The 23,303-nt window shown below is 53.1% G+C and carries 19 protein-coding genes and 1 tRNA gene; 12 read left to right on the top strand and 8 right to left on the bottom strand.

The features are described 5' to 3' along the window. The first annotated feature begins 86 nt into the window (after positions 1 to 86). Genes SIB66_RS01920 through SIB66_RS01910 form a run of 3 tightly spaced genes read left to right on the top strand, consistent with a single transcriptional unit; the run spans position 87 to position 4,035 of the window. Entirely contained in the window at positions 87 to 2,411 is a 2,325-nt protein-coding gene (locus SIB66_RS01920) for a heavy metal translocating P-type ATPase (RefSeq protein ID WP_063407408.1), read from the top strand. Next, complete coding sequence (gene tmk, locus SIB66_RS01915; protein ID WP_063407407.1) at positions 2,408 to 3,058, top strand: dTMP kinase; 651 nt, start codon at positions 2,408 to 2,410, stop codon at positions 3,056 to 3,058. Before SIB66_RS01920 ends, tmk begins: the two co-directional genes overlap by 4 nt. Beyond that, positions 3,055 to 4,035, top strand: coding sequence for a DNA polymerase III subunit delta' (locus tag SIB66_RS01910; RefSeq protein ID WP_063407406.1), 981 nt, complete (start codon positions 3,055 to 3,057; stop codon positions 4,033 to 4,035). Before tmk ends, SIB66_RS01910 begins: the two co-directional genes overlap by 4 nt. Here the strand turns inward: SIB66_RS01910 and SIB66_RS01905 are convergent. From SIB66_RS01905 to SIB66_RS01890, 4 genes are all read right to left on the bottom strand, one after another. Then, entirely contained in the window at positions 4,032 to 4,838 is an 807-nt protein-coding gene (locus SIB66_RS01905) for a response regulator transcription factor (RefSeq protein WP_063407405.1), read from the bottom strand. The two genes, SIB66_RS01910 and SIB66_RS01905, sit on opposite strands and share 4 nt — an antisense overlap. A gap of 280 nt (positions 4,839 to 5,118) precedes the next feature. Further along, positions 5,119 to 5,190: transfer RNA gene (locus tag SIB66_RS01900), tRNA-Asn, on the bottom strand. 23 nt (positions 5,191 to 5,213) lie between these two features. Next, entirely contained in the window at positions 5,214 to 5,891 is a 678-nt protein-coding gene (locus tag SIB66_RS01895; RefSeq protein WP_063407404.1) for an ABC transporter ATP-binding protein, read from the bottom strand. 41 nt (positions 5,892 to 5,932) lie between these two features. Further along, the gene (locus SIB66_RS01890; protein ID WP_063407403.1) at positions 5,933 to 6,196 is read right to left on the bottom strand and encodes a hypothetical protein; all 264 of its coding nucleotides are present in this window, start codon (positions 6,194 to 6,196) and stop codon (positions 5,933 to 5,935) included. A 391-nt stretch (positions 6,197 to 6,587) separates the two neighbouring features. Between SIB66_RS01890 and SIB66_RS01885 the strand changes: the two genes are divergently transcribed. From SIB66_RS01885 to SIB66_RS01870, 4 genes are all read left to right on the top strand, one after another. Then, complete coding sequence (locus SIB66_RS01885) at positions 6,588 to 7,193, top strand: hypothetical protein (RefSeq protein ID WP_236073839.1); 606 nt, start codon at positions 6,588 to 6,590, stop codon at positions 7,191 to 7,193. A gap of 188 nt (positions 7,194 to 7,381) precedes the next feature. After that, entirely contained in the window at positions 7,382 to 8,377 is a 996-nt protein-coding gene (locus SIB66_RS01880; RefSeq protein ID WP_063407400.1) for a hypothetical protein, read from the top strand. A 230-nt stretch (positions 8,378 to 8,607) separates the two neighbouring features. Beyond that, on the top strand, positions 8,608 to 10,236 hold the full coding sequence (locus SIB66_RS01875) for a DUF2079 domain-containing protein (RefSeq protein ID WP_236070383.1): 1,629 nt from the start codon (positions 8,608 to 8,610) through the stop codon (positions 10,234 to 10,236). A 17-nt stretch (positions 10,237 to 10,253) separates the two neighbouring features. Continuing rightward, positions 10,254 to 10,430, top strand: a complete 177-nt coding sequence (locus SIB66_RS01870; RefSeq protein WP_155724705.1) for a hypothetical protein — start codon at positions 10,254 to 10,256, stop codon at positions 10,428 to 10,430. A gap of 118 nt (positions 10,431 to 10,548) precedes the next feature. Here the strand turns inward: SIB66_RS01870 and SIB66_RS01865 are convergent, their stop codons facing one another. The 3 genes from SIB66_RS01865 to SIB66_RS01855 all read right to left on the bottom strand — a co-directional run bounded on the left by SIB66_RS01865 (position 10,549) and on the right by SIB66_RS01855 (position 15,697). Beyond that, positions 10,549 to 11,961 carry a DUF2079 domain-containing protein gene (locus SIB66_RS01865; RefSeq protein ID WP_063407397.1) on the bottom strand — a complete coding sequence of 471 codons (1,413 nt, stop codon included), beginning with the start codon at positions 11,959 to 11,961 and terminating at the stop codon, positions 10,549 to 10,551. An 81-nt stretch (positions 11,962 to 12,042) separates the two neighbouring features. Further along, entirely contained in the window at positions 12,043 to 13,587 is a 1,545-nt protein-coding gene (locus tag SIB66_RS01860) for an ArnT family glycosyltransferase (protein ID WP_063407396.1), read from the bottom strand. A 469-nt stretch (positions 13,588 to 14,056) separates the two neighbouring features. After that, positions 14,057 to 15,697, bottom strand: coding sequence for a 4-amino-4-deoxy-L-arabinose transferase (locus SIB66_RS01855; protein ID WP_236073841.1), 1,641 nt, complete (start codon positions 15,695 to 15,697; stop codon positions 14,057 to 14,059). 307 nt (positions 15,698 to 16,004) lie between these two features. Between SIB66_RS01855 and SIB66_RS01850 the strand changes: the two genes are divergently transcribed. The 4 genes from SIB66_RS01850 (at position 16,005) to SIB66_RS01835 (ending at position 21,747) form a co-directional block, all read left to right on the top strand. Next, on the top strand, positions 16,005 to 17,816 hold the full coding sequence (locus SIB66_RS01850) for an iron uptake porin (protein WP_063421903.1): 1,812 nt from the start codon (positions 16,005 to 16,007) through the stop codon (positions 17,814 to 17,816). Between the two features lie 150 nt (positions 17,817 to 17,966). After that, positions 17,967 to 18,935 carry a cysteine synthase A gene (cysK, locus tag SIB66_RS01845; protein WP_063407688.1) on the top strand — a complete coding sequence of 323 codons (969 nt, stop codon included), beginning with the start codon at positions 17,967 to 17,969 and terminating at the stop codon, positions 18,933 to 18,935. A 23-nt stretch (positions 18,936 to 18,958) separates the two neighbouring features. Next, positions 18,959 to 19,657, top strand: a complete 699-nt coding sequence (locus SIB66_RS01840; protein WP_063407394.1) for a J domain-containing protein — start codon at positions 18,959 to 18,961, stop codon at positions 19,655 to 19,657. Then, the gene (locus SIB66_RS01835; protein WP_063407393.1) at positions 19,654 to 21,747 is read left to right on the top strand and encodes an ArnT family glycosyltransferase; all 2,094 of its coding nucleotides are present in this window, start codon (positions 19,654 to 19,656) and stop codon (positions 21,745 to 21,747) included. The genes SIB66_RS01840 and SIB66_RS01835 overlap by 4 nt, the downstream gene beginning before the upstream one ends. Here SIB66_RS01835 and SIB66_RS01830 read toward each other — a convergent pair. Then, complete coding sequence (locus tag SIB66_RS01830; protein ID WP_063421905.1) at positions 21,726 to 21,971, bottom strand: NAD(P)H-quinone oxidoreductase subunit O; 246 nt, start codon at positions 21,969 to 21,971, stop codon at positions 21,726 to 21,728. The genes SIB66_RS01835 and SIB66_RS01830 overlap by 22 nt on opposite strands. On the opposite strand from SIB66_RS01830, the gene SIB66_RS01825 reads away from it, so the two are divergent. Continuing rightward, positions 21,970 to 23,289: a cation:proton antiporter gene (locus tag SIB66_RS01825; protein WP_236070381.1), complete on the top strand. Its 1,320-nt coding sequence runs from the start codon at positions 21,970 to 21,972 to the stop codon at positions 23,287 to 23,289. The two genes, SIB66_RS01830 and SIB66_RS01825, sit on opposite strands and share 2 nt — an antisense overlap. The last annotated feature ends 14 nt before the right edge of the window (positions 23,290 to 23,303 follow it).

Here is a 23,303-nt window from a genome sequence, read left to right as displayed (position 1 = left end):
GTCTCTGGTGAGATCTTTGGGCTGCTGATATGGGATGGGCTATCGGTAACTATTGTCATTAGCGTGCGGGAACATTTCACCGATCCGTGAGCCGCAACGACCGTCCATTGGCTCATCTATCCGTCTCACTCGATATCGAGGGGATGAAATGCGGCGGCTGCGTTCAATCGGTAGAGCGTATTTTGCTTGAGCAGCCCAGTGTTGCTCGTGCCAGTGTCAACTTGGTAGCCCGCACTGCGTGGCTGGATCTCAACGATCCAGGCCAGTCTCTTGAGCCGATCCTTGCTGCTCTGGCAGCTCGGGGTTTCTCTGCTCAGACAAGAAATACGGGTTCATTAGAACAGCTAACGCCTTCAACGCGTGATTCCCTCGGGGCTTGGTGGAGTCAGTGGCGTCAGTTAATGGTGGCCTTGGTGTTGCTGCTGCTGTCGGTTCTTGGCCACCTTGCTGCCGGTGGCCATCTTGAGCTGGTGATTGTAGGGGCCTTGCCCTTCCATGCCGGATTGGCCACGGTGGCTTTGTTGGGCCCTGGTCGGCCGATTCTTGTTGGCGGAGCGCGGGCGGCTCTTGCCTTAACCCCCACCATGGACACCTTGGTGGGATTGGGCGTTAGCAGTGCCTATCTGGCGAGCCTGGTTGCTCTGCTTTGGCCTCAGGTGGGTTGGCCTTGCTTCTTCAATGAACCCGTGATGTTGCTCGGCTTTGTCTTGTTGGGAAGGTTCCTTGAGGAGCGTGCTCGTTTCCGCACTGGGCGGGCCCTCCAACAGCTGGCTCAATTGCAGCCAGATACTGCCAGGTTGCTGGCAGGTGATGGGACTATCCGTGAGGTAAGAGTCGGTGCTCTCAGGCCTGGGGAGAGGGTTCAGTTGTTAGCAGGGGATCGCATTCCTGTTGATGGCATGGTGCTGGAGGGACATTCCGCTGTCGACGTGTCCAGCATTACTGGTGAGCCATTGCCGTTGGAGGCAGCTCCAGGAATGGAGCTGACTTCAGGCAGCCTCAATCTTGAAGCCACATTGTTGCTAGAAGTGCGACATGTCGGAGCTGAGACAGCTCTGGCAAGAATCATTAGTTTGGTGGAACAGGCCCAGGCGCGTAAGGCTCCTATTCAAGGCCTGGCTGATCGGGTTGCAGGTCGCTTTTGCTATGGCGTTGTCAGCCTGGCACTGCTGACTTTTCTGTTTTGGTGGCAACTGGGTGCACGTCTTTGGCCACAGGTGTTGCACGCCTCGGGTCAGGGGTTGGTGCATGGATATGGTCACCATGTCCCGCTTGGAGGTGTCGCTGAAACCTCCTTAGGATTGGCTTTACAGCTAGCCATCGCTGTTCTAGTCGTGGCATGTCCCTGTGCATTGGGATTGGCAACGCCCACAGTGATCACGGTGGCCTCTGGTCAGGCGGCCCGCCGGGGGTGGTTATTTCGCGGTGGGGATGTGATTGAAATGGCAGCCTCGCTTAGGCAGGTTGTCTTCGACAAAACTGGCACTCTTACCCTTGGCCGCCCTTTGGTGGCGGGGGTTGTTGGCACAAAAAAACCTGATCAATTGTTGCAGCTAGCTGCAAGTCTTGAGCAAAACAGTCGCCATCCCTTGGCCCATGCTGTTTTGCAAGAGGCTCAACGGCATCGGCTTTCGCTACTGCCCACTTTGGCAACCCGTACCTATCCAGGCTCCGGCCTGGCCGGTGAGCTTGAAGGTGTAGAAGAAACGGTTCGAGTCGGCACACCGGAATGGCTTCAGGCTGAAGGGGTTCATTGGACAGCTGAACTTCAGGCTGATGTTGAGCTGTCGTCTCTTCAGGGGCAATCGGTGGTAGCCGTGGCTCTGGGGGCAGAGCCTTTGGGTCTTGTGACCATTGATGATCGGCTTCGACCTGATGTGTCTGTTGCTTTGGATCGATTACGAGAGCAGGGGATGACTCTGGCCATGCTTAGTGGTGATAGACGTCAGGCGGTGGAACGCCTTGGGCAGCAGTTGGGTTTTCAACCCCATCAACTGGGCTGGCAGTTGTTGCCTGATCAGAAGCTGGAGCGGTTGCAACGTCTTCGCAAGGATGGACTGTTGGCAATGGTTGGCGATGGCATTAATGATGCCCCAGCCCTGGCGGCAGCAGATCTTGGTATCGCTGTGGGTACCGGCACGCAGATAGCTCAGGATTCTGCTGATCTGGTGTTGCTTGGGGATCGCCTGGAGGGTTTGCCGGAAGCCCTGTTGTTGGCTCGCCGCACCATGGCAAAAGTGCGTCAAAACCTGACTTGGGCCTTTGGCTACAACCTCATTGCTTTGCCAATTGCTGCAGGATTGTTGTTGCCGGGCTTTGGGTTGTTGCTCTCCCCACCCATCGCAGCTCTATTGATGGCCCTTAGTTCAATCACGGTGGTCGTGAATGCTTTGGCACTGCGTACTACATGAGTGGTCGCTTTCTTGTTCTGGAGGGTATTGACGGCTGTGGCAAGACCACTCAGCTTCGTCACCTTGCCAACTGGCTGCCACGCAGCGGTTTGATGCCTGAGGGTGCAAGGTTGCATCTCACCCGTGAGCCCGGTGGTACGGCTTTGGGTATTGCCTTGCGCAAGTTGGTCCTTCACCCGCCGGGGGATGCCTCCCCAGAACCCCTTGCGGAACTGTTGCTGTATGCGGCTGATCGAGCCCAGCACGTGGCTCAGTTGATCCGACCGGCGCTTGATCAGGGGCACTGGGTTCTTAGTGATCGTTTTAGTGGCTCTACCCTTGCTTATCAGGGTTATGGAAGAGAGTTGGATCTGGATTTGATTCAGCAACTCGAGCAGATCGCCACGGCTGGACTTGTCCCGGACCTAACTTTTTGGTTGGAGTTGTCTGTAGAAGAAAGTCTTGTTCGGCGTGATGCAAGATCTAACGATCGAATCGAAGCGGAAGGAGTTGATTTTTTAACCAGGGTGGCAACTGGATTTGCTGTTTTGGCTAGGGAACGATCTTGGGTGCCCTTGCACGCGGATCAACAAGTTGAGTCAGTTAGTTCTGCTTTGGAGAGCCAGCTGAAGCGCCATTTTGGGCCTTTGCAAGAGAGCATGCGATGAGCCTTGAGATTGAGTCGCGTGGGCTGTTTGAAGATTTGATCGCTCAGCCGTTGGCAGTTGCATTGCTGGAGGCAGCGTTGAGTCAGGGTCGACTGGCTCCCGCATATCTGTTTTCTGGTCCAGATGGAGTGGGTCGCAGTCTGGCGGCATTGCGTTTCCTCGAGGGCATCATCAGCAGTGGTAAGCCGGCCCTGCGTGAACGCCGTCGTCTAGAGGCATTCAATCATCCTGATCTGCTTTGGCTCGAACCGACTTATCAGCATCAAGGCCGCTTGGTCCCTAAGTCCCAGGCAGAGGAAGAAGGTGTCAACCGCCGTTCCCCCCCACAGGTGCGCCTCGAACAGATTCGGGGAGTGACAAGATTCCTAGGACGACGACCTGTTGAGGCCTCAAGGGGCATGGTGGTGATTGAAGCGGCAGACTCTATGTCCGAAGCTGCTGCCAATGCTTTGCTTAAAACGCTGGAAGAACCAGGTCATGGCTTGTTGATTCTGCTTTCGGCCGCTTCTGAGCGCTTGCTCAAGACAATTCGTTCTCGATGCCAACAGATCCTTTTTGCTCGTCTTGAAGGGGCTGACATGCAGGCTGCTCTGGCCAGGCAGAGCACAGCTGAGCTGGGGTCGTCATTATTGGCATTGGATCAGCCGGAACTGGTTGCGATGGCCGCTGGTTCTCCTGGGGCGCTGTTGCAGCATTTTGGGCTCTGGCAGGCAGTTCCAGAGGAGTTTTGGTTACGACTTGAAGAGCGTCCCCAAAAGCCAATGGAAGCCTTAGCTCTGGCGAGGGACCTTACGGAGGCTCTAAATGGGGAGCAGCAGCTTTGGCTGATTGATTGGTGGCAACAACATTTTTGGATCCAACGGCCTGATCCAACACCACTGAAACGTTTGGAAAGGCTGCGTTCACACCTGCTGGGGTTTGTGCAACCCAGGCTGGCCTGGGAAGTGGCTTTGCTGGAATTGATTCCTTGCGCTTAAGCGCTGGCGCGCTCTCCTTGCTTGTTTTGTGCTTCTCTGGCTTCCCTCTCTTGGCGTGCCTGGATTAGTAGGTCTTGGAACCCTTCGAGTTGTCCTCCTGTAGGCAATTCCAGGCAGTAACCAGCACCGTAGACGGTTTTAATGAAGCGGGGTTTGCGCGGATCGGGTTCCAGCTTGGTGCGCAGGTGGCGAACGTGTACTCGGATGGTTTCGATGTCATCATCAGGTTCATAGCCCCACACCTCCTTAAGGATTAGAGAAGGTGCCACGGTCTGTCCATGGCGCTGAAGTAGGCAGTGGAGCAGTTCAAATTCCAGGTGCGTGAGCCGTACGGGACGCTCAAACCAAATCGCTTCAAATCGCTCAGGCACGAGTGTGAGAGGGCCGTAGCTGAGGATCTCGTGATGAGCGTTGGTGCCCACCGGCGCTCGATCGGTGCGACGTAGTAGGGATTTCACCCTCACTTGCAATTCTTCAAGATCAAAAGGCTTTGTTAGATAATCATCCGCGCCTGAATTGAAGCCGGTGACCTTATCTTTTGTGCCTCCCAAGGCGGTGATCATCAAGATCGGAATCCCCGCGGTGCGCTCGTCTCGCCGCAACCTCTGGCAGAGAGTTAGCCCATCTACGTTGGGAAGCATCAAGTCGAGCAAAATCAGGTCTGGGGTGTACTGAAGGGCAAGAGCCTGACCTTTGATGCCGTCTTCAGCCTTCTGTACGTCAAAACCATTGAGCTCTAAATGGCTGCTTACCAGTTCACGCATGTCCTGGTCGTCTTCGATCAGCAGGATGCAAGGCTTCATTTAGATCGGAGTCCAGGAGGAATTTGAAATCATCGGGGTGCTGTGAAGTCAGCTCTTGTCAGATTCTCTCAAGATTTGCTTTGAGGTGCATCATTGGCATCTCTGTGGGGGCATAGAGCCCAATCACTGAAACTCCCATGCAGACTGACCTTTTGACTGGCTGACGAATGCCTTAAAGGTGTCCTCTTTTTAGGAAGTCTTCCGAATCTGTCCACGCACTGTTGTGGATGCCCTCTAACAGTCAATCAAAAACCACAGCCACAGGCTGTGGATCTGAAAACTCCCCGGGCGGGATTCGAACCTGCGACCAATCGATTAACAGTCGACCGCTCTACCGCTGAGCTACCGAGGATTGCAACCCGAAGAACCTACCCTTCATCCCCGCCTACCTGCAAGGGGTTGGAGGTTTTGTCGTAGCTGATGGCCAGATTGCCAGGCTCCTACTCGGCCGTTTTCCATCCTGGCAGCTCCATCAGCATGGTCGAGTTCTTCTAGGCGATGGGTGACCCATAGGGCGGTCAGGGGTGCGTGGGAGCGATGACAAAGTTGTTGAACTGTTGCCAAAATTCTTTGTTGACTTGCTGGGTCTAGTAGTGCTGTTGGTTCATCCAGCAGCAGCAGTGTGGCTTCACTGGCCAGGGCGCCGGCAATCGCTAGGCGTTGTTTTTGGCCTCCGCTCAAGGTGTGAATCGGGCGCGATTCCATGGCGGCCAAACCAACCTGCTCTAGGGAATCGCCAATGCGCTGTTGGCGTTGCTTGATTGGGATGTCGTTAGGTAAATTCAGCAGCAAGTCGCTGCCGCAACTTGGCAACAGCAGTTGATGGTCTGGGTTTTGAAACACCAGAGCAGGTTTGAGCATGCAAGTCACCTGACCATGTTGTGGCTGTAATAAACCGCTGATCAGCTTGGCAAGGGTGCTTTTGCCGCTGCCATTGCTACCTACGAGCATCCATAGTCCTGGTTCTGGAATTGCAAAACTGCATTGGTCCAAGGCTTTTGTGCCGCAGGGCCAAATGAAGCTCACCTGCTCAAAACTTAGGAGGGGGGCCATCTCTAAAGATGCTTTGATCAGCGTTCTCGTTCACCATGGCCTCAGTTTTCAAAGGAAAAGCCAGGCCGCTTACTGCCTCCAGTTGCTGCTGTTTTCTCATAGAGCTGAACTGCAACTATTTCACTGACCAAAACAGTGACTTTCTTGTCTTCGACTTTTTCGCAACTGAGCTCGAGAAGGTGAGGCTGACCTCTCTCCAGGCACTTGCGCACTTGCTGGTAAACGGCTTCCGCATCTGCCAATGCTTTGCGCTGCACAGATACCGGCAAGGGGCTCAATTTGAGGGCCAGCTCAATGACGTACACGGACAACGTTGACAGGGTTTTTCATTATAAAGAAAACGGAAGGCAAGGGCTTCAGTGAAAAGATGGCAATGAGTATCATTAAGCCAGGATCAGTCTCAAGGCCGAAGACATTAGGGTTTCTTGAGAATGAAAAGGGCAGTGTATTGAGTAAACGAATCCAACGGCGACTGCAAAAGAATAAGGAGCTTTTGGATGAGAATAAAAGGCTTAGAACTTTGGTTGGGGAGTCGACTGGGAAGCCATGTGCGATTGTTGAGCTCTACTAGGAGCGTCTAACGCTGCTCAAAACTGCTCGCTGCTTTTAGCCTGCCAATTGATTTAGGAGTGCATCAGATTCGGCCCTAGAGGCAATGAGGGTTTATGGTGTATCAAGTAACAACCATTGATCGAAATGAGGAGATTATCTTTCGTATATGCTTCACTATTTTCTTCTGCAACAATCCTATGTGGTGCTTTGCATGCTGATGAAGCAGCCCTGATCAGTTGTATTAATAAGTACAAAATGCTTGGCATATCTCCCGATGCAGCACTGGCAAAGTGTGAAAAGAATACATTGGCTACTTGTATCAAAGATCTTGTGGGGACGAACTTTGTGGCTTATGCCATATCAGATGTTCCTGAAAAAACTCGCTCGGAATCCAGGAAGAAGTCGTCGCGTTCTAAATCTAATCGAAATTTTGCTGATACTAGTAATTCAACAATAAAGAAACCGGCAAGTTTACTTAGATCAACAGGATACTTAATTGATCTTGGCAGTGATGATAATCGCTGGATGGAAGGAAAAGGTTGGGAAGATCTAGGTTGCATTGCGCATACCGATGGTCCATATAAAAGGCAGAGTGATATGCAGACCCGTGGATTATTTAGAGGTCCAAGGTCATATGAATGGTTTAGGCAAGGGTGGTGTAAAACAAATTCAATCGAACTTAGTCAGCCTTATGGGATAGAAGATGCTAAAAATCAATGTGAGCTAAAGGCGTTAGGCATTAAGAATTAGCAATAGTTCGAGGGCTTCTGGATTGAGTATTTGTTTTTGAATCCAGTTATTATATCTTGGAAGTCCTTTGATTTACATCGTTTTCCAAGGCCAATGGCCTTAGTGGCTGTGATGGGCTTCTTCTCTTGAATATCACACGGCCAATTAAGATTGTATTAATCTTCCCTTAAGACACAGAGCAGTGCCTAATGAGTAATCCCCTTCCGTCGAATTCCCAGGCTCAGCGAGAGGCTGGTGATTCTCTTCGCGAGAGCGTGGTTAGACAAAAGCTTGTGCAACGTATTTGCGGCCAGGCTGTTATCTATTTTGGGGTGCTTATTGTTGCAGTTTCGCTGTATAAATTTGTCAGCGCTTTCTCGTTAGACGTCTCTCCTTGGCCTGAGCTGCAGCTTGGAGTCGCTGGCCTGTTGTTAGTTTTTTTAGGTAATTTTCTGCGACACTCAACCTTTTTAAAGTCTTTGCTTTCGGAGTTTAGTCCTTCGGCTAGAGCAAATAGATCTCTATTGATGTTGATCCTTGCATTATTTATCATGGGATCTATAGCTCTATTCAAGCTGTCCGTTCAGGATGTTTTTCGTTATAAACGGCTGCTTGGAGAAGGAGGAATTCTTGAGTACTGGCAGGCTCTAATTCTGTTCACTTCTGCCTGGGTCTCTTGGCTGATTTCTAGGGACTTATGGAGCCGTCTGTTGATGCGCTTGCATGGAGCAATTTATGGGATGATTGCTTTGGGAATGCTTTTTGTTGGCTTAGAGGAGCTTGCTTGGGGTCAGGTTTTGTTTGGCTGGAGAACACCTGATAATATAGCGGCTCTTAATGCTCAAAATCAGACAACGATTCATAACCTCGAGTTTTTTCAAGATTATCTCGATATTAATCTTTTTCTGGTGTCAGTATTGATTCTATTTTTGGTATTATGGCGGCCATCTTTTAGATTGTTTAAAGCAAGATCATCTCGAGATGATGTAATCCCTTTCGGAACATTTTTTCTGCCCAGGTATTTCTGGCCTCTATTATTTTGCGCTGCGTTTTTGTCTTATTTTGTTGCTACCAGGTCAGCGAAAGCTTTTGTTCTGAATATTGATCAGGAGTGGGCAGAGTTGATGCTTTATCTCTCCTTCGGTCTAGGGTTGCTGCGAACCTATGTCTTGTTAGCAAATCCGTCAGGGCGCCAAAATGGTTGATAGACATCTGCCGGTATTGAGCAAGTTGCTGCCTGGGTTAGTGATGTTATAAGTTAAGGTTATATTTTGGCGCTAAGTGTACTTCTTCTCGCCTATTATTCCATGGATGCATGGCTTTTGGAAAGTCTCTAGCCAGGCTGGTTCTGCCCTTTTCTCCTGGTCTTTATTCTCCCTTGGGATGGTATTTGGCGGCTCTCTAGTATTCATTTCTGCAGCTGAGGATGATGCGAATGTCATCTCTTGTCAGTGGGTTGAGGTCCTATCGCAGAGACAACTTCCCTTGGGTGGTTCTTGGGATGGCTGGTGGCTTTTGGCTGGTCGGACTGCTGATTCAGTTTTGGCGCCTTGAAAGCCTGACTGCAACTTACGACCAAGCACTGTTTTTGCAGGAGCTTTGGTCTACTGCTAGGGGTCATTTTTTTGAAAGTAGCCTTTCGTCGGAGTTGTCGGCAGCTGTTGCCAATCAAGATGCTTTGCCAAGCATCGACTATCTCCATCTTGGCCAGCACGCCAATGTGCTGACTGTGTTAGCAGCGCCCTTAGTAGCACTCTTTGGTCGCTGGGCCTTGCCGTTGATTCAAGTGGGGCTGTTGGCTCTAGCAGGTTTGGTGTTGTGGCGGATGGCGTCGGCCCGATTGTCGCGCCCCTTGGCGATTCGCTTGACCGCGTCTTACTACCTCAGTGGAACCGTGATTGGCCCACTTGTTGAAAACTTTCACGACCTTTGTTGGTTGCCATTGCTGGGCTTTTTGGTTGTTGATGGTCTCCTCAAGCAGGGGTGGCGCCAGGTGATGGCTTGCAGTTTCCTGATGCTGTTGGTGCGTGAAGATGCGGGACTCACCCTGTTTTCACTTGGATTGTGGGCATCGCTTCGTCGACCTGATGCACGCGCCATCGGCCTCATGGTCATGGCGATGTCGTTGGTTTATGTGGCATTGATGACTGGCTGGATTCAGCCCCAGTTTGATTCCTCCCTGTCTGATCGCTTCCTGCAGGAAAAGTTTGGGCATCTTTTGCAAGGCCGCACTGGTGGGACCTTCACCGTTCTATGGACGATGGTGACCCATCCGCTTCGTTTGCTGGCGGCCTTGGTGTCTCCCCCTGGAACCACCTTGGCTTTTCTGTTGGCGCCAGCGTTGCCTTTGGCCTTTATCCCCTTTGTCTCGCTGGATGTGGCCCTGATGGTGGCTGTGCCTTTATTCATCGCCTTGGTGTCCCAGGGCATGAGTGCGTTGTCGGTAACGCTCAGGTATGTGCTTGCTTTGGTCCCAGGGTTATTTATGGGCGCAATGCTTTGGTGGCAGGCCCATTCAGGTTTCTGGTCTCATCTTTGGTTCCGGCGTTTCTGGACGGGATGTCTTGCCCTAGGGCTTGTTTTGACTTTGGCAAGCAATCCCCATCGCACCTTCTCCGCTCTTGTACCGGATAGCTTTAGTCCATTCGTTCATGTCTCGCCGGTCGCCATGCTGCAGCGAGCTGCAACGGCCCGTCATGCCGTTGGGCTTGTTCCAGATAACGCCTCGGTCGCTGCTGATACTCCCTTGTTGCCGCTGCTGGCGGAACGGGAGGTTGCCTTGCGCTTCCCGAAACATATCGAGTACTACAACCGTCAGGATCAAATTGAATCGGTTCAATGGGTCTTGGCTTTCCCTGGTTATTACCGTTCGTTGATGCCACTGTTTCGCCAGGAAACGTCTCGTTGGCGATCCATCAATAAGGCCTTGCAGGAACTCATTGACGAGGGGCGTTACGGGGTGGTGAGCTGCGCGGATGGGTTGGTGGTCTTGCGCAATGGCATCGAGTCTTCTTCTGATGCAAGACGTTGCCTTGATGAGTTGCTAGCGCTGGAGCCTGGATGAAATAGAAGGTGCAGAACGTGCCTTCTGCTCGATTCCGGTTACTGTTGATTTGCTTTGGCAATAGCGAAGTGACTTTGCCTGAAATAGGCATTCGTCGCATGCTTCGTGAATTGTCGTTATCCCCAAAGGAGGAGGTGCTCATGAGTTCCAGTTGTTCGATGCAGGGTCTGCTGATCGCGGAGAACGCCGGCTGATTTTTACACCTGTTCCCTGATCAAACGGTTCCGCGCCAGAGTGGACCCGACGAGAGCCCCCGTCATGTGAGCATGGCGGGGGCATCGTTTTGCAGACTTTTAATCGAGTAAGGAGTTCTTAAGGTTGTTTGATCGATTTGTGCTCGGACCGTTGACAAAGTTCCAAGCCGTTGTCCCAACTTTCACACCCCCAGCCAGCTTGTTTGGCTTGGCTCAATAGGCGCTGCTGTTGTTTTCGGTTGGATCCCCAACCTGGATCTTTTGGGTTGAGAAGCAGTACATCAAAGTTTTCTAGATCTAAAGACTTCCCTTTGCTGCGGGGAAAGTCAATGGCAATGCGTTGGCTGAGATGGGGGGCGAGATAGCTCGTGGTGGCAAGTCGGCTACTGCTAGGAATTTTTGCGATGGCTTCATGGGATGGGTTTAATGCATCGAGTCTTTCCAGATAAGGCCCACTGAAAAACCAGGGCTTAGCAAGGGCTACCCAGCAGATGGTGCTCCAGGTCAGTAGTCGCCAAGGAACAGCTTGATGTGGACGTACAGCCAGTCCATCGATGGCAGCTACAACAGCTATGACCGCAATTGGCAGGCTGTAGTGATGAATCAGTGTTCGTTGCGGTGACTCTTCCGATAGCAGATTCACCAGAATTAGCGGTAAACCTCCAATCAGAACGGGTAGGGAGTTTCGGCGCCAGAATGGAGCGACGGCAATGCTGATTAACAGCAGATAGATCAGTCCGCCGATCCAATCCACATGCTCGATTAATAACTGAGGCTTTGTGATCAGATTGAAGAGAACCTCATCGAAACTGTCGCCTAGGTAAGAGAAAAGGGCCCCGGCTGCCTTAGGGCCTCCAGTACTGCCTTTCAGCCAGGGGTAAAGCCAGTGATTAAGCATGGCCAACCAGCCCAAGGCCAATCCAATGGCTGCACAGGCCCAGATCCAGCGCCTGCGCAAGGCCTGCTCTAAACCCAGGCCGGCCACCACAAGCACAAGTCCATCACGGCAGCAAAGCAATAAGAGCAGTAAGCCAAACCAGAGCCAGGCCTTGTTGGCTCGACTGGCCCAGTAACAACCCGCCAGGGCTGGCATCACCCATACCTCTGGGTGGAAGTCGAACAGATTGGCGTTGAATAACACTGGCTGCAGCCACCAAAGTGCGCAGATCAGCCAGCACAGTTTTGGAGTAAGGCCTGCTTGGCGGCTCACCCACCAAAGGGGTAGTGCTGTCAGGCTTAGTCCAGCCGCCTGGCTGGCGAGTAGCCATTGAACGCTGGCATGGAAGTGATATGGAAGGGCTGCTAGATAGAGAGCCCAGGCACCGTGATCAGCTAGTAGATGCACCCCTTCCATAGAGGAATAGGGTGGCAACCCTTGACTGGCCAACCAGATCCACTGGTCGAAAAGGCCAAGATCGTAAGCATTGCTCTGCAGCAGAGCATGACGTGTTGCGGCGGCGGCCCAAAGCAGCAGGAAGATTGCCAGGCAGGTGAGGCTCAGGCGGCGGGGTGGGCAGGCCTTGGTGTGCAAGCAGGAATGCTCAAGATGTTGTTGAGCATCTCATAGGCTTTCGCCTCTGGTCTTATTTCGCGGGTTGGCGGTGTTGATGAGTTATCGGATCAATTCTTTGATTGGTACTAGATAGGTTTGATGCGGTATCTGTGGGCAGTAAGTGGAGTTTGGCTGCTCACACAAAAGAGCCTGCAGGTTATTTCTTGCATTTCCTTGAGTGAGAGGTTTAAAGCTTTCTTCCCAGTTCAAGCTGCCCACTAGATGGGTGGCTCCTTGAGTTTCCCAGGCTTGTAGTTTTGCCTGATTAATACTTTTGGCAGTGGTGAGCCATCCTTGACGCCGCGCAAGGTTCAGCAAACTGGGATCACTGCTAGTCACGCTCACGATCCGAGCCTTGCTTGGTACTTCTTTTCGGATGCTTTGGGCTAATGGCATCCAGATTTCTGTTTGTCGACGCTCGAGAGCCCAATAATCAAAATTGAGTACAGTGAGGCTGATGGCAAAAATTAGAGCAAGGTTGATGTTGATCAGCCATTGGTGATGTGGTTTTTTGGATGCGATTAACTTGGTTAAAGATTGCCAACCCCTTCCCATTAATGGGCAGAGAAAAATCAATAGGGGCAGTTGGTAGTACTCATGAATAAAGCTTGCTCGTAAGAAAACTGCTGTGCAGGCTGCCATGCTGAGTAGGCCTGCTGCCAGAATTTGACCACCTGCATCTCGGCGAGATTCCCACAGGCCAAAAATCACGATTGGTACCCCAAGAAAAGCAAGATGTTTGCTGATTCGCAGAAAAATGTTTAGCCAGAGATTGACATCTAGTAGGAGTTTCAGGCTGCTGCGATCAGAGTTGTTGCCCCAGAATCCGAAGGTGAAGCCGCTACTTTGGCCAAGTTGATATGCATGGCCATACCAAAGGGCTCCAATCAGTATTGAGCTGCCTGCATAGAGCCAGGGACCAGGCGAACGTGCAAGTTTCCCTAAGCCACGCATCAACGTTGTAAGTGGTAGTGCTGGCCCCAGTGGTTGGGGCTGTAGTTGCACGACTAAAAGGGGTATGCCGAGCCAGATCAAGGGAAGCACTTTGATCAAGCAGGCAAGGCAAAAAGTTATCCAGCTGGTGAGCAGAGCCCAGCGAGAATGCCGCTGTTTCCAGATAAGCAGACGCTCGATACTCAGTGCGGCCAGTAGCAGTAGAAACGCTTCTGCCTGCAAAGTGCGGCCGTAATAAACCCCTAGTGGCAGGACAGCGAAGAAGACCCCGCCCCACCAGGCGCTAATCGGATCAAGCAGGCGACGCCCGATGCGGATGATGAGCACGATGGTTAGTGCGCTACATAAAACCGAAAGGCCCCGTCCTAACCATTCGTGCAGGCCAGCAAGCTTGTAAAGCTGGCCAAGTAGAAAGGGATATAAAGGAAACTCGCATTCCACATATCCAGGGCTGGCTCCACTCCAATCAATTTGCGGCAACCAGATCGGTGTGCCTTGCAGGGCAAAATGCCTTGCCATGGCTGCTGTATCCGCCTGGCGCCAGCTATGGATGCCGAGGATGGGAGCCTGCAGTTGGATCAGGCGCAGGATTACCCCTAATCCCACGGGAAACCAGATTTGTTGAGCCCAGCTAGCAAAAGACTTCGCCATCAGTAACTGTTTTCAATTAAGGGGTATTCCAGATGCAACTGGATTAGGTGACATCGTTCTAGACAAACATCATCAGGATCACAGCTATTTGAGCTCAAAAGGTATTTGCTACAACTTTTTTGTAGTCGCAGTTAGCTAGGTCGAGGTTGGCGAGTACCCCTAGGCAATGGCTTCTGGCCAACAAATTGAGCTTCCTTTCATTGTGTTCGTTAAGTCTGAGCTGGTGAAACTATGAATGCGTTGGATGCGGTGTTCTTGGTGGGTCAGCGCCATGAAGAGTGCTTCGATGCTGTGGTTTGAAACGTTATTCACCACGGGTTGTTTGTGCTGATCGGGCTTCTCCAGAGCAAGCAGTTCCTTGAGCTGAGTAGTGAGGCTGTTGTGGCTTCGCCGAACCGCCTACAGGTGTTCTGTTTGGTGTGTTCGGCAGAATGCGTTGCAGGCCTCGGCTTCCCTAGATCGAGGCAAGTTATTGGCTTTGCGGGCCACAAAACAGTAGGGCCCAGTCTTCCTTGCTTTGCGCAACCTTGCACTGCCGCTCCTGAGCCATGCTGCTGATTCGCTGGGGATTGCGTGTCAAGATCCATTCAGCGTCTGGAACAGCATCTAAGGAGCTGATGCGCTGGCCTGCATACCAGTTGAGGCTGGGCCTTTCATCATTCCCCTCGAGCACCACTTTTGCTCCCTTTGCTTGTGCGGCGAGTTGGGCGACAGGTTCAACGGGCCAATTCTCATTGAGTTCCCAGAGCCAGAGTGAGGATCCCATTAATAGGTAGAGAGCTGCGACGCTTCCAGCCACCATGCTGATGGCGCCCAATTTGCGTTTGGCATGGGTTGGGCGCAGCATCAGCCAGCCGCCGATACTCCAGCCAACCCCAGCAGCAAGTGCAATACCGCTATAGGAGTGCAACGTTATGACTAGCCCTGATGCGCCGATCAGCCCGAATAGAACAAGGGAGACTCCTAGGGCCAGCCAGAGGAACGGAACATGTTTTAAAACTGCTGCACCAGGAGGATTTGTTAGATCCTTCCTGTGAATGAGCCAGGCCATTGGTGCTCCACAGAGCAGTGCAAATGGGAGCCATAGAGGGTGGCTATACCAGGGGAGTTGGGTCTTCAGTGGCAGGATTGCAATGGCTAGTACGGCTTGTGTGCCCAGTGCCCATTTGCCCCAACGGTTTTGTCGTTGACGCCAGGCCCAGGCCATTGCGAAGGGCCATAGCAACAGCCATGGCCAACCACCCTCAAGCATCTCAATTGCCGGGACTCTCCAGCCGAGGTCACTGCCTTCTCCAGCATCAAACAGAACGCGGCCTGCACCATCGCCTCCCCACAGCCACAGCGCCCCAGCTCCTCGATGTAAGCCATGCCAGAGGTGCCAGGCGACGCCAGGGATCAGCCCTACTCCAAACCAGCCTGCCAGTGGCCATCGCCACCATTGCCTGAATTCGCCGCTCCAGAGGATAGGAATCAAAGCCGCTGCTGCTGCTGGTAGCAGCAGAGGGGCTTTGAGCAGAAGCATGCCACTGCTGATGAGTCCTGCCCCCAACGTTCGCCAACGGTCCATTGGGCTGCGGTTGAGGCTTAAAACGAGTACCCACAACAAGGCCATGGCACTGAGTTGTGGACCATCGAGCATGGCTAGCCGACCATGACGGACCACTGGCATCAGCGTTAGCAAAATTGCAGCTGTTGCAAGGCAGCTCGTTCGATCATTTGGCCTCAGATGCCATTGCACTAGCCCCCCTAACGGAACAATCAGCGTGGATAGCAATGCCGGCGCAAGCCTCACCACAGTGTTTGAGGGGAGCCCTGTCAAAGAGGACCCGCCGCTGTTGTTGAGTTGGATTCCTGTAGCAATAAGCCAATGCAGGCCTGGTGGTTTGTTGATGTAGGGCGAATCCCAAAGGGTGGGCAGTAGAGCTTCGGCTCCCTGTTTATGGCTTAATTCAAAGGCGACTCTGGCAACGATGCCTTCATCAAAATCGCGCAGGGGTAGATCTCCTAGCGCCACGATTGCAAGCACGCATGCCACGAACCAAAGCAGTAGCAAACCCACCAGAGGCGCTCTGCGAATGGATGGGTTGTTTGCAGCTGTTGGCGTGAACAAGATTCAGAGCTAGGCGGCGGGCATGGCAGGCCTGAGGTCAATGGCCCTTATCCACTAAGTGTCACCTTTTGCTGGTCATTGACATCCTTAATCTGCTGAGCTGGGTTCAGCGCGCCAAGGATGACTGCAAGAGTTCATTCAGCGCTTGCTAGCTCTAGAAGGGATGCTGACTGACATGGTTTGACCTGGTGTTTCTGATACCCACCATTGAAACCATTGATACATCTGTCACACCAAGAGGTGTTTAAAGAACGAGTAAGGGCCAACATCAAATAGGCGTATTGCGCCTATCTGTGTGAGGAACCAAATGAAACTCTTCCAGCAATTGCTGGTGGCACCTGCTGCCTTGGGCCTGATGGCCCCTATGGCTGCTAATGCCGCAGACCTAGACATCAAAGGTGTGTCCGATTATTCGGCCTCCAGCGAGCAGGTCACCAGCATCTCCCAATTCCAAGATGTTTACCCAACCGACTGGGCTTATCAGGCTCTAAGCAACCTGATTGAGCGCTACGGCTGTGTAGCTGGCTATCCAAGCGGTAGCTACCTGGGCAACAGAGCAATGACCCGCTTTGAAGCGGCTGCTCTATTGAATGCCTGCCTCGATCGCATCACTGAAGTCACCGACGAACTACGTCGCTTGCTGCAGGAATTCGAGCAGGAGCTCGCCATCCTCAAGGGCCGTGTTGATGGCCTAGAAGCCCGCGTTGGTGAACTCGAAGCCACTCAGTTCTCCACCACCACCAAGCTTGTTGGTCAGACATCCTTCGTGATTGGCGCCAACAGCTACGGCGGTGACGCTAAGCAAGGCATGCGTGATGCCATTTTCGACACAGCCGCGTGGAATGCAAACGGAAGCCCAGATGCCTTTGATGTAGACCACACGCATGAGGGGTCTGATAAGCGCAAGTACGGTCTGGATGGCAATTTCCGCTCTGGAAAGCGCGCCGACAAGCGAGCTGATGAAGCTGCTGCTGTTAGCGGTGCCACAGTTTTCAACTACGACCTTCGTCTTGAGCTCAATACCAGCTTCACTGGTAAGGATCTGTTGAAGACTCGCCTGCGCGCTGGCAACTTTGGTGACTCCCCCTTCGGCGGCAATGGCTATGTCGGCCTCTCTGCCATGGAAGTGGCCTTTGGCGAGTCCGGAAACCCAGACAACGTAAAAGTTGATCGCCTCTGGTATCAGTTCCCACTCGGTGAAGAGTTCACCGTAACCGCTGGTGCGATGGTTCGTCAGGACAACATGCTTGCCGTTTGGCCCAGCAACTATCCTGCTGAAACCGTCATCGACTTCTTCACCTACGCCGGTGCACCTGGTACATATAACCTCGCCAAAGGTGGTGGCGCTGGTATTTGGTGGGATGACAACGACAGCGGTTGGAGCATTAGCGCTAGCTACCTCTCTGCAAATGCTGATGATGGCAACCCCAATAGTGGTGGAATTGCTACTGATGGCGCTGGCTCCAATGGAACAGCCCAAATCGCTTACGCTGATGAGCGATGGGGCGCTGCTGCTGCCTATAACTACGCCTCCACTGATAATGGCGTAGGTTTGTATGCTGGTAATGGCACACCACTTGCTAATGACGTTCAAGCATTAGGAACTACTAACTCCTTTGCTTTAAGTGCTTGGTGGGCTCCAGAAAATACTGGTTGGATGCCAAGTGTCAGCGCCGGTTGGGGTATTAACACCGTAACTTCAGGCGACGATAACGTTACTGGTCTGATGGGCCTTAATGAGGACATCCTCGATAGTGCTACATCTCAATCCTGGTATGTAGCTCTTCAGTGGGAAGATGCCTTTGTTGAGGGCAATGTCTTAGGTGTTGCAGGAGGTCAGCCCACCTTCGTGACCAACCTTAATTGGGACGGTGACTTCGAAGATGCGTTTAAGCACGCCACAGGCAAAGATCTAGATGACAATGCTGCTGATGGCAACTACGCCTTTGAACTCTGGTACAAGTTCCAGGTTACAGACAACATTTCTGTGACTCCTGCGGTGTTCTATCTCAGTCGCCCTTACGGTGAGCTGACTGATGGCACTATCAACAACAAAGGCAGCGAAGATGACACCTTCAGCAACTTCGGTGGTCTAGTCAGAACGACCTTCAAGTTCTGATGATTTGATTTATGCCCAACGTCTTGTTGGGCATAATCAGAACCTCCTCCTCACAATCTCTATCAATTGCAGCCCTCCGGAAACGGGGGGTTTTTTCATGGCTGATATCCATCGCTTTGTTTGGATGGGTCAGTGGCCATGCCATCGCCCATGCCTATCGCTGCTGACATTACGGCTTTAGTGGGGTGCACTCCCTTGGTGCGCCTTAATCGTTTGCCACAGCACAGTGGTTGTCATGCGGAGGTGCTGGCCAAGTTGGAAAGCTTCAACCCCACTGCCTCGGTGAAAGACCGCATCGCGGGGGCCATGATTCATGCAGCGGAGGAAGCTGGAACCATTGCTCCGGGGCGCACCGTGCTGGTGGAACCCACGAGTGGCAACACTGGGATCGCTTTGGCCATGGTGGCTGCTGCCCGAGGCTATCGGCTCATTCTCACCATGCCAGACACGATGAGTACAGAGCGTCGCGCCATGCTTAGGGCCTATGGCGCTGAACTGCAACTCACCCCAGGCAGCGATGGAATGACTGGTTCTATTGAGTTGGCAAAGGAGTTGGTGGCAACCATCCCTGAGGCTTATTTGCTGCAGCAGTTTGATAATCCTGCTAATCCGCAGGTGCATGAACGCACAACCGCAGAGGAGATCTGGAATGATTGCGAGGGGCGGTTGGATGGTCTGATTACTGGAGTAGGAACGGGGGGCACACTCACAGGTTGTGCGCGTTTGCTCAAGCAACGCAATCCAAGCCTGCGAGTTTTTGCGGTAGAGCCAGCGTTAAGCCCTGTTTTGGCAGGCGGGAGTCCTGCTCCCCATCGCATTCAAGGGATTGGTGCTGGCTTCATCCCTAGCGTTCTTGATCTCTCTTTGATCGATGAGATCCTGCCGGTCTCGGATGAGGATGCGATGGAGATGGGTCGGCGCTTGGCTCGGGAGGAGGGCTTGCTAAGTGGGGTGAGCAGTGGCGCTGCTGTTGCGGCTGCACTGCATGTGGGTAGTAGGGCTGAGATGGTGGGCAAGCGTCTTGTTGTTGTCTTGGCAAGTTTTGGTGAGCGTTATCTATCAACGCCGATGTTTAGTGCTGCTTCGGCGGTGCCGGCGCAGCGTGATGGATACCTTTGATGTTTTCCAAATAACTGGCTTCTATGGCTGTAGATCCCTATCAAGTGCTTGGAGTAGCTTTTACTGCTACGTCGGCTGAGATCAAGGCTGCTTATCGCCAGTTGGTGAAACTGCATCACCCTGACGCTGGTGGCGATGAGCAGGGGATCCTTGCGCTCAATGCAGCTTGGGAGGTTTTGGGGGATTCAGAACATCGACGCGCCTATGACCGCACAAGAAAGCATGGTGTTTCAGTTGCTGACGAAGCGCATCAGCGAGGCGTTCGCAATGCTCGCGCTAGTGCTGCTGCTCGAGCGACCAAAGGCCAGGCAGCAGCAGCAGATGAGGCTCTTGAGTGTTGGATCAAGCAGGTTTATGTCCCGATCGATCGATTGCTGGGGCAAGTGATCAATCCTTTTCCTGCGCAGTTTCGTTCTCTTTCGGCTGACCCTTACGACGATTCGTTGATGGAGGTCTTTTGCACTTACCTGGAAAAGAGTGGTAATCGCCTTGAGACGGTTAACAGGCTTTATCGAGCTTTACCTATCCCTGCGTCCGCCCAAGGTTTTGGCTTGAGTTTGTATCACTGCCTCTCCCAAGTAGAAGACGCTTTGGCCGAGTTGGAGCGCTACACGATGGGCTATGTCGATAGTTATCTCCACGATGGTCGAGAGATGTTGCGGGAAGCCAAAAAGCGACGTTTACGCTTAAAGGAGGAACGCCGTCGGCTGGAGATTTTGTGAAAGCTCCTTGGCGCTTTTGGTGGTTTGTGGCGCTGATCTGGTTGCTGGCTACGGGCATCGATCGGATCTGGTGGCATCACTACGCCAGCATTCCCTCTTGGGATCAGGCCGATTATCTCAACAGCGCTCTTGATCATGGACGCGCATTAGGCCTTTTACCAGGAGGCCAATGGCAGGGTTGGAACGCTTTACTCGACCTTTCTCCCAAAATTCCGCCTTTGGCTTCGCTGGTGAATGCCACTGTGATGGCAGTGGCTGGTGATGCTCCTGAGCAGGCTGCTTGGAGCCTTAGCATTTGGCATGGGCTGCTCCTTGTTGCCGTTGCGGCATGGGGGTTGCGATTGCGTGGGCAGGGGATGGCTTTGCTTGCTGTTGCCTTTGTGGCCATGGCTCCTGCCTTGTTGGAGTTGCGCTCGGATTACGTCTTAGAGATGCCGCTTACTGCTGCAGTCACCTTGGCGTTATGGCGGTTGGGGTGCTGGTGGGATCCACAGCGCGGGGGAGGATGGCTTCAGGCCTTGTTCGCTGCGGCTGCTTGCACGGCGGCACTTTTGGTGAAGCAAAGTGCTTTGTTGGTTTTGCTTCCGGCGCTGTTATGGGCCATTTGGTGTGCCTTATGTCGTACCAATCGCACCCGATTTCAGCTGCTGGCAGGTGTGGGTGTGTTTTTGTTCGGCGTGGGCCCCTGGTTACGTCACAACTGGATCACAACGCTTGGAGGAACGAACAGGGCCGTGATCGAATCGGCGGCTAGGGAAGGTGACCCTTCCCTATGGACCCTTGAAAACTGGCTTTGGTATCCACGTTTGTTGCCGGCGCAGTTAGGCCCTGTTCTGCTCATCGTGGGTCTCAGTGGTTGTGTGCTCTGGTTGTTGATTGATGGCCGCAGCCTTGGACCTTCAACACAGAGAGCAGTGTCTTCTGATGATCCACTGGCTTGGCGTTGGCTGATCGTGACTCTGCTGGCTGGTTGGTTGTTCACCAGCCTCAGTCCGAATAAGGGTGATCGATATATCACTCCACTGCTCCCACCATTGCTTTTGTTGCTTGCTAGGGGTTGGTGGCAATGGGGGCTGTGGGCGAACCGTCGCTGGCTGAAGGGCTCCTGGCTGATTTTGCCTACGACCCTCTTGGCGGGGTTGTTGGCCATCCTTCCTTCAGCTTTGTCGGCTCAGATCACTCGTTTGTCGGAGCGCCACAAGGGGCCTGTGGAGGCCATTGTCCGGGCGGCTGGAGGTGCTGATCCCAATGGCTTGCCCACCACAATCATCGTGGTGCCCAGTACTCCGGATCTCAATCAGCACAATGTCAGTTATTTTGGTCGCAGGCGGGGTGGTCGATTGGTAGGTCGCCAGCTTGGTAGTAGTGCAGGTGATGTGGAGCCGGTGCTGCAGCAGGCTGAGTGGGTTGTACTGGCAGAGGGAGATCAGGGCTCAGTTCGAGATACTGCGGCACGCCTTGATCAGGCTGTTCGCAGCAGTGGTGTATTTGTTGAGCTGCGCCGTTTTTCACGGCAATCTGGCGGCAGCTATTCCCTTTGGGCACGCAGTTCTGGGGTCCCTAGGGCAGCAAGCTTTGCTGAGCGTTTTCCCTCTCTGGCCCAGGGGCTGGCGAAGGGACCTCAAGGGCTTGAGCCAATCTTTGCTGCGGTCTCTGTCGAACATATGTTAGATGGCCATTTCAGGTATCGAGCTGAAGTGCGAGAAGCCGCAATGCGGCGTTTGCTTGATAATCCTGTTGATAGCGATGCCCGCTGGACATTGGCGCTTTTGGCAGTGTTGGCGAATCGCCCTGTTGAGGCAGCTACTCAATTCGCCGTCTTGGAGAAACGACTACCAGAGAGTCCTTGGCCCAGTGTTTATCGCAGTGTGGTGATCCTGGCGGGCTTGAATCCCTGGCAGGCATCAGCTGTGGCTGATCGAGCCCAGCGCAAGCATCCCAATGATCTATTGGCCGGTCTGGGTGATCTCAGTGGGGTTTTGGCAGGAGCTTTGTGGCGTTTGCCTGCGGCCTCAGGATCGATCCCTAAGGCTGTGCAACAGGTTGAGGAAGCGCTAAAGCCCTCTTCTCATGAAAAGGGTTCCAGCTGATCGATCCGTAGCCACACGTCCGGAACAGGCATGCGCCAGCGCACTTGCCCATAGCCCTCTTTGACGGCGAGTAGTTCACCAGGACCTTCGAAAATGTAGTTAGGAGGAGAAGGATCACTGGCCGCTGCTTCAGTGCTGCTGCTAAAGGCGTGCCTATTGACCCGAACAAGGGCTCCTTTCTTGAGGGCTGCCGTGGCCTTTGCTGGTGCAGATTTTTCAGCCATGAGGTGGTTTTCTCTAAGACTCAGGCTAGAACCTCCTCAGGATCACCAACATTCTGATTTGGGTCATTCACTCGCCCTCTATTTTTTGGCCTTCGGAGCTCTGTTGCTTGTAGCCGTGCTTCTCGATGACCTAGCGGCTCGAGTGAGGGTTCCGGGGATCCTGATGGTGCTGATTCTTGGTTTGTTGGTTGATAACCATTTGAATGTGGCTTCGGATGCGGCTGATGCGCTCCCTCCCTTGCTTTCTCTGGTCCACGCAGACCAAATCACGCAGGCAGCACTTGTTTTAGTGCTTTTCTTCGGGGGGCTCACGACGAATTGGGCAGAGATGCGCTCTGTGATCCCATCGGCCCTAAGGCTGGCAACTTTTGGTGCTTTATTCACAGCCCTTCTGATTACCTTGGCGATGCTTGGACTTGGCGTGGCCGAAGGGAGTGCTGGTTGGGTGGTGTTGTTCCCGCAGGCTTTGTTCGTGGGCGCGATGTTGTCCAGCACGGATGCATCTGCGACCTTTGCTCTCTTGCGGCCTCTCGCTGGACGCTTGCCCAAGCCTATTTTGGACCTGATTGAGACGGAGTCGGGCTTCAACGACCCTGTCGCTGTGGTTTTGGCAGGGGTGGCAATGGCTTTGGCAGGCGGGGAGGGTGTTGCTCCGGCTGCTTTGGTGACCGTGGTGTTACGTCAGTTTCTGTTGGGCATCTTGCTTGGCTTTCTCGGGGGCAGTCTCACCACTCAGGTGCTCGGTAGTCGTAGGTCTCTGAATACCAATTCCATGTTGCCAGTTGTGAGTCTTGCTTTGTTGATGGTGCTTGCAGGTGGAACCACCTTGATGGGTGGCAGTGCCTTGTTGGCTGCTTATGTGGCGGGGCTTGTGCTCGGCAATGGTTCAAGCACCGATCAGTTGGTGCTTGCGGAGGCCCATTCCAGTTTTGCAAAAATGGCTGAACTGCTTTTGTTTCTTTGTATGGGGCTGGTGGTTTCCCCTGAGGACGTCGTTCGAGCAGCTGGCGGAGCATTCCTGCTGTTTCTCTTAATGCAGGTGGTGCGTTGGTTGATTGTTCACTTTCTGCTCTTACGCAGCTCATTTTCGCTAGGGCAGCGGACGTTTGTGTGCTGCGCTGGCCTGCGTGGTGCGGTGCCTATTGCTTTAGCGATTCAGGTCTGGGCTTCGTCGTCGGTGAGTTGGGGAAAAACCATGCCTCCCCTAGCCCTGGCGGTGGTTTTGTTCGGATTGTTGTTCCAGGGGTTTGCTTTAGTGCCTATTGCAAATCGCCTTGGGCTAGCAAGTTCAGTGGAGGCTCCGCTCTCAGCCCCTTAGTCTCGCGGGCAATG

The organism is Prochlorococcus sp. MIT 1318 (assembly GCF_047304505.1).
Lineage (GTDB): Bacteria > Cyanobacteriota > Cyanobacteriia > PCC-6307 > Cyanobiaceae > Prochlorococcus > Prochlorococcus marinus_D.
This window is presented reverse-complemented; position numbering and strand designations above follow the sequence as displayed.